This is a genomic window from Rhizobium sp. LEGMi-198b, from assembly GCF_054114205.1.
This window is the reverse complement of sequence record NZ_JBSYVH010000002.1, coordinates 769212-782123: the sequence shown is the minus strand read 5'-3', so window position 1 is coordinate 782123 and position 12912 is coordinate 769212. Positions and strand designations below refer to the sequence as shown.

The following is a 12912-nucleotide window of genomic DNA, read 5'->3' as shown; positions in this document are numbered from 1 at the left end:
CTTACGCGGCAACGCTGGCGTCGGCCTTCGGCAGGTTCTCGATGATGGCGCGCCAGTCGGGACGCTCGTCGAAGCCTTCCTTCCGCTTGCCGAAGAACTGGATGATCATCTCGCCTTTGGCGTTGTAGGCTTCGAGCGAGGTGACGTGACCGTCCTTCGTCGGCTTGCGCACGGCCCAGGCCTCGGCAATGTGATCCTGGCGCAGATGCAGATGGAAGGTAGGGTCCATGATGTTGATCCAGGGCCCCATGGCCTGGACGTTGAAAATCGGCCCGGAATGGATCTGCACGATGCCGTCATTGGCGACGAAGCACATGATAGGCAGACCTTCGCGAACGGAAGCATGCATCATCTCAGCGACCGCGTTCGTCTCCAACTTCCAGGCATAATCGTCGCCGACCGTGCGGATCGCCGCCTGGCGGCCGATCTTCAGCTTTTTCAGCATGCCGAAAAATTCATGCGTGTCCGTCATGCGGCTCCAGTGGTCGCGCAGTTCGTCCCGGCTGACATCGCCGTCGATCTCGCCGTTATCGTAGCCCGAGCGATCCTCTAAAAAATCCTGCGACTGATCTTCGAGCCGCAGTTCGGCGACGATGGCGTGATAGGCCTCGACATTCGAGGCGGGGCGCAAATGCACCTTATGAACGGCGTCGCCGGCCTTATCGAAGAATTGCAGGCTGAGCCGCTGCTGGTCGCCATCCGTCTTGGTGACGGCGAAGGCATGCGCCCAGCGCTTCGGGAAGATGCGCAGATCGATGTTCTCGCCGAGCACGATGGCCGCCTGCACGCCTGATTTGATGTTTTCGTAACCCCCGATCTTTTCATGCACGGCGCTTTCGTTGCGCGACAGCGCCAGGACTTCGCCGAGGGAAGCGACATGGGCGAGGAACCGGTGGGCATCGGCATCGATGCGAATGGCGGAAATGCCGACTTCCGCGGCAACCAGCGCCGCTTCGGAAACGCCCAATCGAGCGGCGATATCGCGCTCGCGCATTTTCGAATTTTCGGCGCGGAAGGCGCGGATCTCGGCTGGGGCCAATCGGATCGTTTCTCTGGTCGTCTCAGTCATCTGCAATGCCTATTTGTTGAGAATGAGTTTGCCTTGGCGCGTGATTTTCATCCGGTAGATGATGCCCTCGTGCCTGATCATGATTTCAGTCTGGCCACGAAAAATATCCGTGCTCTCGACAATTCTAATGTGCGGTGCGGCTGTTGGCGGCACCGGCTGTATTGGTGTTTTCTCAGCAATCATCCTGCTTGGTTTGGCCTGAAAATTCATAGGAAGCCGGGTTCTGGTCCGGCCAGATTTATCTTGACTCACATACTCAAGGTTTTCTAAAGACGCAATAGAAGACTGTAAGAGTCAAGTTTAAATTTTGGGCGATGCGCGCAGGAGCATCGATGTTCGATTCGCGTCCGCCAGCAGATATTCAGGAGAGATTGCCGATGCCGACGAAAACGATTTTGGCGCTGGCTGCCGGCGGGCTGTTCACCATTGCCTCCTGCCTCCCGGCCTTCGCGCAAGATGCGACCGCGGCTTCGGCGAATGCGCCGAAGCTCAGTGTCGAACTTAATGCGCTCGTGCCGTCTCAGAAGGGCTGCATGATGACCTTCGTCGCGGAAAACGATCTGGCAACACCGATCGGCAAGATCTCCTTCGAGCTTGCCTTCTTCAACGACAAGAATGCGGTCGACCGCGTGACCGTTCTTGATTTTCGCGACCTGCCGGTCGGCAAGAAGCGGGTGCGGCAATTTGATATGCCCGGTGTGAAGTGCGAGAGTGTCAGCCGCATCATCATCAACGATACGCCGGTGTGCGATGGTCCGGCGGCGGGGCAGTGTAAGGCCGCGCTCACGACGCGTTCACAGCTTTCCGTTCCTTTCGAAGGCTGAGACTATGGCCTCGCGCTCGGTCAAGGTTTCCATCGAGCGTCGCCGCGCCGGCGGTGACATGAATGACAACAATCCGAGTGTGCTTCCCGGCCACGAGCTAGCCGGCCTTGACGGCCTGCCGAGCCCGCCGGCCGCCGAGGCGGTTGTTCATTACAGCCGCTTTGCCCAGATTGGTTCGTTTCCTGCCCATCCGAGTGAGCCCGTGGCGGATGCGTCGGGGCCGCCCAGCATGGATCTGTCGGCGGAGAGACCGGATCGCGTCCTCGCGCTGGGTAAGAGAACAGTCACCTTCGCCTGCGTAGGCTCCTTCCTCTTTCACGCTGCCATTGTCGCCGCTTTGTTGGTGACGATGGTTGCAACGCCCGAAGATGCTGTGGAAGAGGCAGGCGATACCGTCAGCGTCATCATGCTCGGCAGCTCCGATATGGACCAGATGTCGGCAGGCGAGGAAAGCAAGGACCCGCAGCCCGAAGAGATAACGGCAGATGCCGTGCAGCCGGAGACGGTGCAGCCAGCCGATGTAACGCCCGCAGAAACGGAAGCTGTTCAGCCGATGCCTCAAACCATGGAGGCCGCACAGCCGTCGCAACAGGTGTCCCCGGAAACGGTCGTCAGCCCGGAGCCGGAGGTGCTGGCGACGCAGGCGCCGGCCGAGACGACAGTGGTTCAGCCGATGACGGCATCTGTCCAGCCGACAGATGCTGAGTCTACCGAAGTCCGACCCGCGGAACCGGTTGAAGTGCAGCCGACGGAAACTGCACAAGCGGCCATACCGCCCACTGAAGTGGTGACCCCGGTCGAAAAACCGGCTCAACAAGCCAAGCCTGTCGAGAAGCCGAAAGACGTCGTCAAGAAGCCGGTGCCGAAGGCCGTAAAGAAGGCCGGCTCGGGCGGTGAGAGCGAGCAGGATTCGAAGAAGGGTTCTGCAGAAGGCACCGAAACCGCGCAGTCGAAAACCAATTCGCTAACCGATGGCCAACGCAGCGGCTCAGGCAGTGCGGCCGTTGCCAATTATCCAGGCAAAGTGCAGTCCCGCATTCGCCGCGCTGTCCGCCTGTCGTCGAAATACGAAAAGGGCATAACGGTTCGTGTGCGTCTGACGATCGGTTCGGGCGGTGAGCTCAGTTCCCTCTCCGTAGCGCGGAGTTCCGGCATTCCTGAACTGGATGAAGCCGTTACCGATGGTGTTCGCCGCGCCGCGCCGTTTCCGCCGCTGCCACCGGAATGGGGTAAGCCTAGCTGGTCCTTCACGCAAGAGGTTCAGGTGACAGGGCGATAGCCAGCAATAAAATATGACATAAATTATCAACTTTATACTTTACTGCAAAAATCAACTTTAATATGGTCCGCTTGCGCTCGCCGGAATCGAGCGCGCAAGAGCAACCAGCAAACGGGTGATGCATGGCGCGTAAGGGGAAAAAGGATTTTGGCCGCGATAGCCGCGAGGCGCAAACGCCGGCGCAGGTATCGGCAAGATCCAGTCTCGACGGGCGCAGTTTCCTTTATGTCGGCGGCCGGGATTGCCAGGTGGCGCATCTTCGCCAGATCGCCAGCAGTTTTGGCGCTGAGCTGATCCATCACGACGGCGGTTTGCGCGAGGCCGTGTCGCGCATCGATACCGTTCTGCCCTCCGTCGACTGCGTCTTCTGCCCGATCGACTGTATCAGCCACGATGCCTGCCTGCGGGTGAAGACCGGCTGCAAGAAATTCGGCAAGGCTTTTATACCGTTGCGCAACGGCAGCAAGTCGAGCCTCGAGCGGGCGCTGCAGACGATGAACGAGCGAGACAATTCCCGATGACTGACAAAGGCCCTGACGCGTTCATGATGATCGGCCTGCACAGGCTGGCCTCGCAGAAGGGCGACGGCTTGGTGCCGGAACTCTACGAGCTGCTGATGCGCCGCGCCGAAGAGCAACGGCAGGCTCCGAACGTGACGGCTTTTCCCTTTTGGCAAGCGCGGCTTCCAGGCGAAGCACCGGATGCGCCGCTCGGCATTTCTGCGCGCGACGGCACGAATGTCATTGCCTTTACACAGCAGCCGGGCAAAACTGCCGAGCGCCGCAAGAAGGTCTGACTGTCGGGAGATCCAGCCATGTATATTGCGATGAACCGCTTCAAGGTCGTCATCGGTTCCGAGAGCGCTTTTGAAGCCGTCTGGAAAGGTCGCGATTCACGGTTGGAAGACGTTCCGGGTTTCGTAGAATTCCGCCTGCTGCGCGGCGGCACAAATGTGGAAGAGGGCTTTACGCTCTTTTCCTCGCATACGATCTGGCGCAGCGAAGAGGATTTCCTCAACTGGACCAAATCCGAGAATTTCCGCATGGCGCACCGCAATGCCGGAGATAACAAGGCGCTCTATTGGGGACCGCCTCGCTTCGAGGGATTCAATGTGGTTGCTGGGGTTTGACGGCGTCGCTACATATCAGTCAAGCGAGATAAGTCGCCGGTTCTTCAAGCTTCCGTCACTGCTCTTTTAAAGAACGCGCCCAGAGCCACCACGGCCCATCCTGCTATCATGCCGAGCCCACCGGTCGGCGCGGCCAATGGGAAAAGCGAGTCACCGCCGAAATGGCGGCTGACGAGATCGCCGGCAAAGATCAGTGTTCCCAACCCAAGCAGCACCGCCGCCACCGGCGCGGTGCGGATGCGATCGTATCCGACATAGAGGGCAAGCAGGGCAGGGGCATGGGCCAGGCACATGGTTGCGGCAGAGCCGAGAAAATGCGCATCGCCGCCATGGGATGCTGCCGCCGCAAGCGCGACACCGGCGCCGCCGAGAATGCCGGCGACAAACAGGGTGAGCGGACGGATTGTGCCACTGAAGCTCATGTCTTTTCTCATTCCCGGTTCTGCATATGAAAGGCGAGGCGCTCGATCGGCTCCCAGATAATGGCCCGAAGTTTCCCGTTCTCGATAGTTTCGTCCATGGCGCGGCGGAAGCAGAGGAGCCATTCGTCGCGTTCGCTAGGCCCAATAGCGGCAACGAAATGGCGGCTGCGCAGGCGCGGATGACCGCGCTTTTCGATATAAAGCTGCGGTCCGCCGAGATAGCCGGTCAGATATTCGTAAAGTTTTTCGATGGAGCCTTCGAGGCTAGGCGGATGCACGGCGCGGCAGTTTGCTGCTTCCGGCAGCGTATCCATCAGTTCGTAGAAGCGCGCCGTCAGCGCCCGCACGGTCCGATCGCCGCCGATTGCCTGGTAAAGTGTGATGGTCTCTTCGCTCAAATGCCAGCCCCCATTCGCTGCGCTCTACATGGCAACTCGTGAGGCTGGCTGCAACTGTCGATAGCCTGCATGCGGCGTTTCGGCGCTGCGGTGGCATGATCTTGTTTAAAAGCTGCTCCGCATCTTCCGAGATCGTGCGTTATTCGGCCGCCATCAGATGGAAACTGTCGCTTTCCCCGGGGATGAGTTCGAGCGGCCAGATCGTCTGGCGCGTCTTCCTGGGATATTCCTGGCTGTAGGCGGGCATGCCGGAAAGCAGGATTTCGGCCAGTTCGACGCCAAGGTCGTGCAGTGAGGTGCGAAAGCAGGTCAGCGCCGGCTGCAGGAATTTGGCGCGCGGCGCCTCGCGGAAGCTGACGACAGCAATGTCGCGCCCCGGAATGATGCCGGCTTCCATCATGCGCCGATAGAGGCCGATGGCCATCAGCTCGTAGATCAGGATCACGGCCGTTGGCCTTTGTTCGAGCCGCAACAGCTCGTCGGCGACCTGATAGCCACCCTGTTCGCTCGATTTGGCGCGAATGACGAGGGCCGGGTCATAGGCGATGCCATGCCGCTCGAGCGCGTGGCGATAACCTTCCACGAAAACGAAGCCGAGGTTGATGTCGCTGGAGGGAGCGCTGATGGCGATGCGGCGATGTCCATGCGCCACGAGCCGGTCGACTGCGCAGTTGACGACGCCGTCGAAATCGAGGTCTGCCCATGGATGCTGCGTGCCCGAAAGGCTGCGCCCGAGTGCTACGAAAGGGATCTTCGCCTTGGCGAGCAAGTCGAAACGCTTGTCGACGCGATGCGTCTCCGAAATGATGAGCGCATCGGCGATGCGTCTCGCCACCATGCGCTTCAGATATTCATAGGGGTCTTCGTCATGCGGACAGGGCAACATGATCAGATCGAGCTTGTGGCGCGACAATACGCTCTGCAGCCCGCCTGTTACGGTCAGAAAGAAATTGTCGCTGTTTTCAACAGTTTCTCTGCTGGATTGGATCATCAGCCCAATGACGTTCGTCGTGCCTTGCCGCAGGCTGCGCCCTGATTGGTTCGCCACATAGCCAAGCTGTTCTGCGGCGGCGAGTACGCGCTTGCGGGTCTCCTCGTTGACATCAGGCTTGCCGTTCAACGCGCGCGATACTGTGCCGATCGAGATATCGAGATGCTCGGCAAGCTGACGAATTCCCTTCATCGGCCGCGGTCTTCCTCCATGCGCCATTTTCCGTAGTCCTCCTCTATTGACACAGGAAAATCTTTTCGCATAGTATCGTAAACGTTTACGGAGCGCGTGTCATGAGGGGTTACGCACCGCCCGCTGGAGGACATCGTGAAATTTAATGCCATTTTGTGCGGGTGCGGAGCTATGTCCAAGGGCTGGCTCAGGGCCGTCACCTCGACGCCGGCGCTTGCCGAATCCATTCAGATCGTTGGCCTCGTCGACCTCAACCGGGCGACGGCGGAAGGTCTTGCGAAGGAATTCGGTCTCGAAGAGGCCGTCATCGGCTCGGACCTTGCCGAAGTCATCGCCGCGACGAAGGCCGATCTGGTGTTCGACGTCGTCATCCCCGCCGCCCGTTTCGGTGTCGTATCGACGGCCCTGAAGGCTGGTTGCCATGTCCTTAGCGAAAAACCGATGGCAACCTCGCTCGCCGAGGGCGCCGCCCTTATCGATCTCGCCGCCGAGACCGGCAGGGTGCATGCCATCATCCAGAACCGCCGCTTCATCTCCGGCGTGCGCCGCATGCGACGCTTTGTGGAGGAGGGGGCGATCGGCGAACTTACGGGCGTCCATTGCGATTTCTTCCTCGGCCCCCATTTCGGCGGGTTTCGTGAGGAGATGGACAATGTGCTTCTGCTCGACATGGCGATCCATACTTTCGATGCCGCCCGCTTTGTTTCGGGCAAGGTGCCTCTCTCGGTCTACTGCGTCGAAAAGAACCCGGTGGGGTCCTGGTACAAGCATGGCGCATCGGCCCATGCACTCTTCGATTTTTCCGACGATGTCGTCTTCAGCTATCGCGGCTCCTGGTGTGCCGAAGGTAAGCATACGAGCTGGGAGAGCCAATGGCGCCTCACCGGCAGCAAGGGCATGCTGACCTGGGACGGCGAGGGGCATTTCGAGGCCAGTGTCGCCGGCAACGAGCCGGGCCTGTTGCATGGCTTCACCCCGATCGAGGTTCCCGGCCCGAAGCATGAGGAAGAGACGCATGGCCATGCCAGCGTTATCGCCTCCTTCATCGAAGCGATCAAAACCGGCAAGCCGCCCGAGACCGTAAGCAGTGACAACATTCGCAGCCTCGCCATGGTTCTCGGCGCGATCGAGAGCGCCCAGACGGGCCGGCGCGTCGATATTTCAGCACAAGGACAGTGACATCATGACAAATCCGGCAAAGGCCATCCGCATCGGCACGATGATCAGGGCGACGAACGAGGATGCCGCCAAGGGCATCGCCAAGATCGCCGATCTGGGCTTCGAAAGCTTTGAACCCTTCTTCTGGCAGACGACCAACGGCCAGAACCTTGCGGAACTCGGCAAACGCTGCATCGCCGCCATCGGCGACCGCGACATCACCATTTCGACGATCGGCATGTTCGGCAATCCGCTCGAAAGCACCGAGCTCGACCAGCAGACGCTGCAGGGCTGGAAGGATTGCATCGACAACGCCCATCATTTCGGCGCCACCTGCGTTGCAGGTTTTACCGGCCGCATCCGCAACAAGCCGCTCACCGACAGCCTGCCGCGCTACAAGCAGGTGTGGAGCGAACTTGCCAAGCGCGCCGCTGACAAAGGCATCAAGATCGCCTTTGAAAATTGCGCCATGGATGGCAACTGGGCCACCGGCGACTGGAACATCGCGCATAACCCCGATGCCTGGGAATTGATGTTCAACGAGACGCCCGACGACAATCTCGGCCTGGAGTGGGAGCCGTGCCATCAGATGGTCTATCTGATCGAGCCGCTGCCGCAGATCCGTAAATGGGCAAAGAAGATCTTCCACGTCCATGGCAAGGATGCGACGATCCGCTGGGACGTCATCCGCGAACACGGCATTTTCGGCAAGGAGAAGTTCGTCTTCATGCGCACGCCGGGCTTTGGCGACAGCAATTGGACGGACATCATCTCCGAGCTGCGCCTGGCCGGCTGGTCCGGTTCGATCGACATCGAAGGCTGGCATGATCCGGTTTATCGCGATGCGCTGGAAATGACTGGCCAGATCCACGGTCTGAACTATCTGAAGAAGAGTCGCGGTGGCGAATTCGTCGAATAGGACGCGACCGTTTGGATCGGGATCGATTTAGGAAAAGAGTTGTGCGTTAATCGAGGGGCTGGAGCGGCGCTTTGTAACGCTCCAGACCGGCCCGGACATCGAAACGGAGGAGCGTTGAGAGGTCTGAAGACTGTTTGCCGGGTTAGGTTGGCGGACAGACGTAAAGTCGAGAGGAACGCGCCGACAGGCATCGCGAGCCATGCCGTCGGACGGGTACCGTCAGGTTCGCGAAGTGGAGGAGAATATATGAACATGTTTTCGAAGCTGGCGCTCACCGCCGGCATGTCGCTCCTGTTGGCTGCCGGTGTGGCGCAAGCCCAGAGCAAGACATTTAACGTCTGGTGGTACGAGCTGCCGGATACTGCCCAGGCCAAGGCATGGACGCAGGCGCTGGGCGAACTGAAAGCCAAGCATCCCGACATCACTATCAATTTCGAACAGAAGACCTTCGAGCAGCTACAGAAGGCTGGCAGCCTCATCCTTAATTCGGATCAGGCGCCGGACGTGCTCGAATATAACAAGGGTAACGCCACGGCCGGCCTCGTCGCTTCGCAGGGGCTGCTGACGCCGCTCGACGATGAATTCAAGTCGCGCGGTTGGGACAAGATCCTCAACGAAACCAATACGCAGCTCAGCAAATATGATGAGAACGGCATCTATGGCTCCGGCCCGATGATCGGCATTCCTGCCTACGCCGAATTCGTCTCGGTATTCTATAATATCGACATGTTCCAGGCCAATGGCGTGAAGGTGCCCACCACCCTGGACGAGTTCGAGGCCGCTCTCGATACTTTCAAGAAGAAGGGCATTACGCCGCTCGCCTATGGCACGGTCGATTCCAACGCGCAGCATCTGCTTTACACGCTGGCGCTGACGCAGGCGGATGACACCTGGGTCAAGAACTACCAGGGCCTCAAGGCGCCGCTCGACACCAAGCCTTTCCTGTTTGCTGCTCAGAAGATCGTCGACTGGGTCAGCAAGGGTTACATCTCCAAGGATTCGACCGGTCTCAAGGGCACCGGCGGTGCCGATAACCTGTTCTCGTCCGGCAAATCGCCGATGTTTGTCAGCGGCACCTGGAACAACGGCAATTTCGCGACCAATATCAAGAACTTCAAGTGGAGCCAGTTCATCTTCCCGACGCCGAAATACAGCACCGGCTCCACGGGCAGCATGTTCATGGTGCCGAAGAGTGCCAAGAACAAGGATCTTTCCTATGAGTTCATCGATCTGGTGTTGAGCAAGACAAACCAGAACGCGCAGGCAAATCTTGGCGGTGTCGCCATTGCCGCCGATCCGGCCGCCATCACCGATGAAGTCGGCAAGCGCAACGTGGAGCTTTTCAACCAGATTTCCAGCAAGGGTGGCCTCGGCTTCTATCCGGACTGGCCGGTGCCTGGCTATTACGAGCTTCTCATCCAGGCAACCACCGGTCTGGTGAATGGCTCGGCGACGCCCGATCAGTTCGTCGCGCGCCTGAAGAAGGCCTACGACGACGTGCAGGCGGCTCAATAAAACCATCGGCGGCAATTCATGGCGGCGGGACGGCTTCAATGCCGCCTCGCCGTATCGAACTGGAGGAATTCGATGGAGAAGTCGCAGAACGCGGGGAGAGCAGGATACTACCTTTATATGATCCCGGGCATGCTGGGATTTATCCTGGTGGTGCTCGTGCCGCTGATTGCCAATTTCGCGATCAGCTTTACCACCTGGAAAGGCGGAAACATTGCACCACGCTATGTCGGAGTCGAGAATTACCAACGGCTGCTCGCCGATGCGGTGTTCTGGGGTTCGATTCAGCACACGCTTCTGTTCATCATTTCGATGACGATCGTGCCCATTCTTCTTGGATTGGTTCTGGCGGCGGTCCTGTTCGACTATATCAGCGCCCAATTCAGCGAGGCTTGGTCGAGTTTCTTCCGCGCCGGCTTCTATCTGCCGCAGATTTTGCCGCTGACGGCCGCGGGCGTCCTCTGGGCGTGGATCCTCAATCCGATCGGCATCATCAATGCGGTACTGAAAGGGATAGGCCTCGATTTCATGGCGCAGAACTGGCTAGGGGATGCAAGCTATGCGCTCTGGGCCGTTTCCGCCGTCATCGTTTGGGTGCAGGTCGGCTATTGCCTGGTGGTGTTCATGTCAGGATTGGCGCGCGTGGACCCTTCGCTTTATGAAGCTGCCGAACTCGACAATGCGAGCTGGTTCGGGCGTTTCCGTTACATCACGATCCCTATGCTCATGCCGGAGATTTTTGTCGTCGCGCTTACGACGCTGATTGCGGCACTGAAGGTCTTCGCGCCGATCTACGTTCTGACGTCCGGCGGCCCGGACAATGCGACGACGGTGCCTTCCTACCTGTCTTACTATCATTTCTTCACGACAAACCGCGTCGGCTATGCAGCGGCGATCGCGACCTTGCAGACTGCAATGACGATCGTCCTCGGCATCGTCTTCCTGCGCATGCAGTCGAAACAAGAGGGAGGACGCTGACATGACGACCACGGCTTCGCTTTCGACCGAGGTTGCATCGGAAATGCATGTGCATCACGGCCAGAAGAAGGGCCTTGCCCGCTGGATCGTCCTCGCTATCCTGCTCGTCTTCCTAGCTGCTACGCTCTTTCCGTTCCTGCTGGCGGCTTTGAACGCGATCAAGACGCCGACGGACTATGCAGCCAATGGTCCGCTTGCCTTGCCGCATAGTTTCGACCTGACGGCGCTCAAGAACTTCTGGACGACGGTCGATTTCACCCGCAAGCTCTTCAACAGCATTCTGATCAGCGGGTGCACGGCCATACTGGCTGTCGTCCTCAGCCTGCTCAATGCCTATGCCATCGGCATCGGGCGCGTGCGGGGCGGAAAGGCATTGCTGGTGGTCCTGCTGATTTCCATCATGGCCCCGCAGGAAGCACTGGTTTATCCGCTTTACTACATGGCCAAGCAGGTCGGTCTGTTCGACTCGATGCTTTCCGTGATCCTGATCATCGGCGTCTTGCACACCGCATTCGGCACTTATCTTCTGTCATCGGTCCTGACGACGTTCCCGCGGGAGATCATCGAGGCGGCGCAGATCGACAATGCCAGCCGCTGGCAAATCCTTTGGATGGTGATCGTACCGGTTCTGCGGCCGACGCTTGCCGTGCTGGCAACCTTCTTCTTCATCTGGACCTGGAACGAGTTCCTGATCCCCCTGGTTTTCCTGGTCTCCAACAATAACCAAACGGTCTCCGTCGCTATGGGCGTGTTGTCCGGCGCCAATACGCAGGATCCGACAGCGATCGCGGCGGCGTCTTTGCTCGGCGTCACACCGACGGTGATCTTCTTCCTGATTTTCCAACGCACGCTGACGCGTGGTGTAGCGGTCGGCGCTGTCAAATAGGCCGAGGGACAAGGCAGGTCTGACGAAGTTCAATTCTCCTGGAGGAGGAAAAAGTGGCTGGTATCAACATCAAATCCCTCACCAAGCATTTCGGTGCGGTGCAGGTTCTCAACGACATAGACCTGACCATTCAGCGCGGAGAGTTTGTCGTGTTTCTGGGCGGGTCCGGCTGTGGCAAGTCGACTTTGCTGCGGATGATTGCCGGGCTTGAATCGATCACGAGCGGCGAAATCTGGATCGGGGGCAAGCGCGTCGACCAGCTCCCGCCTGGCGAGCGCGGCGTATCGATGGTGTTCCAGTCCTATGCGCTTTATCCACATATGACTGTTCGCGACAACATGTCGTTCGGCCTCCGGAACATCAAGACGCCGAAGGCGGAGATCGCAAAGCGCATCGATGCCGCCGCCAAGATATTGGAGATGCCGCATCTGCTGGATCGCAAGCCGTCCGAACTCTCCGGCGGCCAGCGCCAACGTGTCGCCATCGGTCGTGCCATCGTGCGCGAGCCTGAGGTTTTCCTGTTCGACGAGCCGCTGTCCAACCTCGATGCCGGCCTGCGCACCCGCACCCGTGTCGAGCTCGCTCAATTGCATGAACGACTGGGCGCAACGATGGTCTTCGTCACCCACGACCAGGTGGAGGCGATGACGCTTGCCGACCGGATCGTGTTGCTGAACAACAAGAAGATCGAACAGGTGGCGACGCCGGTGGAGATCTATACGCGGCCCGCGACGCGCTATGTCGCTCAATTCGTCGGCTCTCCGGGCATGAACTTCGTCAATGTAGCCAATGTCGGCGAAGCCGGCGGCTTTGCGACGGCGACCTTGCCCGATGGATCTGTTATCAAGACGTCGGTTCCGCTGAACGGTATAACGCGGTCCGAACTGACGCTCGGCATCCGGCCCGAATATCTGGTGGTCGCGACGGCGGAGAAGGGCGACATTGCCGGCACTGTCGAGACGGTGGAGCGATTGGGCGACCGCTCACTCGTCCATGTCAGGCTGAAGGACGGCTCGAAGATCATCGGGACCGACCCGGGCATGACGACCATCGCCACGGGGGCGCCGATCGCCTTTACGGTCAACAGTGCGAAGTTGACGATCTTCGACCAGAACGATGTTGCCCATCATTCCGCGATCGAGAGTACGCACTAGC

The 12912-nt window shown here is 59.3% G+C and carries 16 protein-coding genes; 11 read left to right on the top strand and 5 right to left on the bottom strand.

Going from position 1 to position 12912, the window contains the following annotated elements; all coding sequences use genetic code 11:
* Position 1 precedes the first annotated feature (1 nt).
* Both ACXHXG_RS10450 and hemP read right to left on the bottom strand, forming a co-directional pair.
* The gene (locus tag ACXHXG_RS10450) at positions 2-1069 is read right to left on the bottom strand and encodes a hemin-degrading factor (protein WP_457899229.1); all 1068 of its coding nucleotides are present in this window, start codon (positions 1067-1069) and stop codon (positions 2-4) included.
* Between the two features lie 9 nt (positions 1070-1078).
* Positions 1079-1252 carry a hemin uptake protein HemP gene (gene hemP, locus ACXHXG_RS10445; protein WP_104823970.1) on the bottom strand — a complete coding sequence of 58 codons (174 nt, stop codon included), beginning with the start codon at positions 1250-1252 and terminating at the stop codon, positions 1079-1081.
* A gap of 194 nt (positions 1253-1446) precedes the next feature.
* Between hemP and ACXHXG_RS10440 the strand changes: the two genes are divergently transcribed.
* From ACXHXG_RS10440 to hmuQ, 5 genes are all read left to right on the top strand, one after another.
* Positions 1447-1893: a hypothetical protein gene (locus ACXHXG_RS10440; protein ID WP_104825177.1), complete on the top strand. Its 447-nt coding sequence runs from the start codon at positions 1447-1449 to the stop codon at positions 1891-1893.
* A gap of 4 nt (positions 1894-1897) precedes the next feature.
* Positions 1898-3172: a cell envelope integrity protein TolA gene (gene tolA / locus ACXHXG_RS10435; protein WP_457899228.1), complete on the top strand. Its 1275-nt coding sequence runs from the start codon at positions 1898-1900 to the stop codon at positions 3170-3172.
* Between the two features lie 122 nt (positions 3173-3294).
* On the top strand, positions 3295-3693 hold the full coding sequence (locus ACXHXG_RS10430; protein WP_457899227.1) for a DUF2325 domain-containing protein: 399 nt from the start codon (positions 3295-3297) through the stop codon (positions 3691-3693).
* Entirely contained in the window at positions 3690-3968 is a 279-nt protein-coding gene (locus ACXHXG_RS10425; RefSeq protein ID WP_457899226.1) for a hypothetical protein, read from the top strand. Before ACXHXG_RS10430 ends, ACXHXG_RS10425 begins: the two co-directional genes overlap by 4 nt.
* Before the next feature lie 18 nt (positions 3969-3986).
* Positions 3987-4301, top strand: coding sequence for a heme-degrading protein HmuQ (gene hmuQ, locus ACXHXG_RS10420; RefSeq protein WP_283046967.1), 315 nt, complete (start codon positions 3987-3989; stop codon positions 4299-4301).
* Between the two features lie 44 nt (positions 4302-4345).
* On the opposite strand, the gene ACXHXG_RS10415 is transcribed toward hmuQ, so the two are convergent.
* The 3 genes from ACXHXG_RS10415 to ACXHXG_RS10405 form a co-directional block, all read right to left on the bottom strand.
* Positions 4346-4723 (bottom strand): DUF423 domain-containing protein, encoded by a 378-nt coding sequence (locus tag ACXHXG_RS10415; RefSeq protein ID WP_457899225.1) that lies wholly within the window; start codon positions 4721-4723, stop codon positions 4346-4348.
* 8 nt (positions 4724-4731) lie between these two features.
* Positions 4732-5121 (bottom strand): group II truncated hemoglobin, encoded by a 390-nt coding sequence (locus tag ACXHXG_RS10410; protein WP_457899224.1) that lies wholly within the window; start codon positions 5119-5121, stop codon positions 4732-4734.
* 139 nt (positions 5122-5260) lie between these two features.
* A complete protein-coding gene (locus ACXHXG_RS10405; protein ID WP_457899223.1) occupies positions 5261-6304 on the bottom strand; it encodes a substrate-binding domain-containing protein in 1044 nt (347 codons plus the stop codon).
* 135 nt (positions 6305-6439) lie between these two features.
* Here ACXHXG_RS10405 and ACXHXG_RS10400 point away from each other — a divergent pair, with 135 nt between their 5' ends.
* The 6 genes from ACXHXG_RS10400 to ACXHXG_RS10375 all read left to right on the top strand — a co-directional run bounded on the left by ACXHXG_RS10400 (position 6440) and on the right by ACXHXG_RS10375 (position 12911).
* On the top strand, positions 6440-7483 hold the full coding sequence (locus ACXHXG_RS10400; RefSeq protein ID WP_457899222.1) for a Gfo/Idh/MocA family protein: 1044 nt from the start codon (positions 6440-6442) through the stop codon (positions 7481-7483).
* A gap of 4 nt (positions 7484-7487) precedes the next feature.
* Positions 7488-8381, top strand: coding sequence for a sugar phosphate isomerase/epimerase family protein (locus tag ACXHXG_RS10395; protein ID WP_104823961.1), 894 nt, complete (start codon positions 7488-7490; stop codon positions 8379-8381).
* 246 nt (positions 8382-8627) lie between these two features.
* Positions 8628-9896, top strand: coding sequence for an ABC transporter substrate-binding protein (locus ACXHXG_RS10390; protein ID WP_283046958.1), 1269 nt, complete (start codon positions 8628-8630; stop codon positions 9894-9896).
* Positions 9897-9968: 72 nt separating this feature from the next.
* Positions 9969-10871, top strand: a complete 903-nt coding sequence (locus ACXHXG_RS10385; protein ID WP_283046956.1) for a carbohydrate ABC transporter permease — start codon at positions 9969-9971, stop codon at positions 10869-10871.
* 1 nt (position 10872) lies between these two features.
* Complete coding sequence (locus ACXHXG_RS10380) at positions 10873-11757, top strand: carbohydrate ABC transporter permease (RefSeq protein WP_104823958.1); 885 nt, start codon at positions 10873-10875, stop codon at positions 11755-11757.
* Positions 11758-11810: 53 nt separating this feature from the next.
* The gene (locus tag ACXHXG_RS10375) at positions 11811-12911 is read left to right on the top strand and encodes an ABC transporter ATP-binding protein (protein WP_104823957.1); all 1101 of its coding nucleotides are present in this window, start codon (positions 11811-11813) and stop codon (positions 12909-12911) included.
* Position 12912 lies beyond the last annotated feature (1 nt).

What these genes read in the sequence shown, in the direction of transcription:
- ACXHXG_RS10450 (WP_457899229.1), bottom strand. Translation starts at nt 1,069, where the DNA reads ATGACTGAGACGACCAGAGAAACGATCCGATTGGCCCCAGCCGAGATC.
- hemP (WP_104823970.1), bottom strand. Translation starts at nt 1,252, where the DNA reads ATGATTGCTGAGAAAACACCAATACAGCCGGTGCCGCCAACAGCCGCA.
- ACXHXG_RS10440 (WP_104825177.1), top strand. Translation starts at nt 1,447, where the DNA reads ATGCCGACGAAAACGATTTTGGCGCTGGCTGCCGGCGGGCTGTTCACC.
- tolA (WP_457899228.1), top strand. Translation starts at nt 1,898, where the DNA reads ATGGCCTCGCGCTCGGTCAAGGTTTCCATCGAGCGTCGCCGCGCCGGC.
- ACXHXG_RS10430 (WP_457899227.1), top strand. Translation starts at nt 3,295, where the DNA reads ATGGCGCGTAAGGGGAAAAAGGATTTTGGCCGCGATAGCCGCGAGGCG.
- ACXHXG_RS10425 (WP_457899226.1), top strand. Translation starts at nt 3,690, where the DNA reads ATGACTGACAAAGGCCCTGACGCGTTCATGATGATCGGCCTGCACAGG.
- hmuQ (WP_283046967.1), top strand. Translation starts at nt 3,987, where the DNA reads ATGTATATTGCGATGAACCGCTTCAAGGTCGTCATCGGTTCCGAGAGC.
- ACXHXG_RS10415 (WP_457899225.1), bottom strand. Translation starts at nt 4,723, where the DNA reads ATGAGCTTCAGTGGCACAATCCGTCCGCTCACCCTGTTTGTCGCCGGC.
- ACXHXG_RS10405 (WP_457899223.1), bottom strand. Translation starts at nt 6,304, where the DNA reads ATGAAGGGAATTCGTCAGCTTGCCGAGCATCTCGATATCTCGATCGGC.
- ACXHXG_RS10395 (WP_104823961.1), top strand. Translation starts at nt 7,488, where the DNA reads ATGACAAATCCGGCAAAGGCCATCCGCATCGGCACGATGATCAGGGCG.
- ACXHXG_RS10390 (WP_283046958.1), top strand. Translation starts at nt 8,628, where the DNA reads ATGAACATGTTTTCGAAGCTGGCGCTCACCGCCGGCATGTCGCTCCTG.
- ACXHXG_RS10385 (WP_283046956.1), top strand. Translation starts at nt 9,969, where the DNA reads ATGGAGAAGTCGCAGAACGCGGGGAGAGCAGGATACTACCTTTATATG.
- ACXHXG_RS10380 (WP_104823958.1), top strand. Translation starts at nt 10,873, where the DNA reads ATGACGACCACGGCTTCGCTTTCGACCGAGGTTGCATCGGAAATGCAT.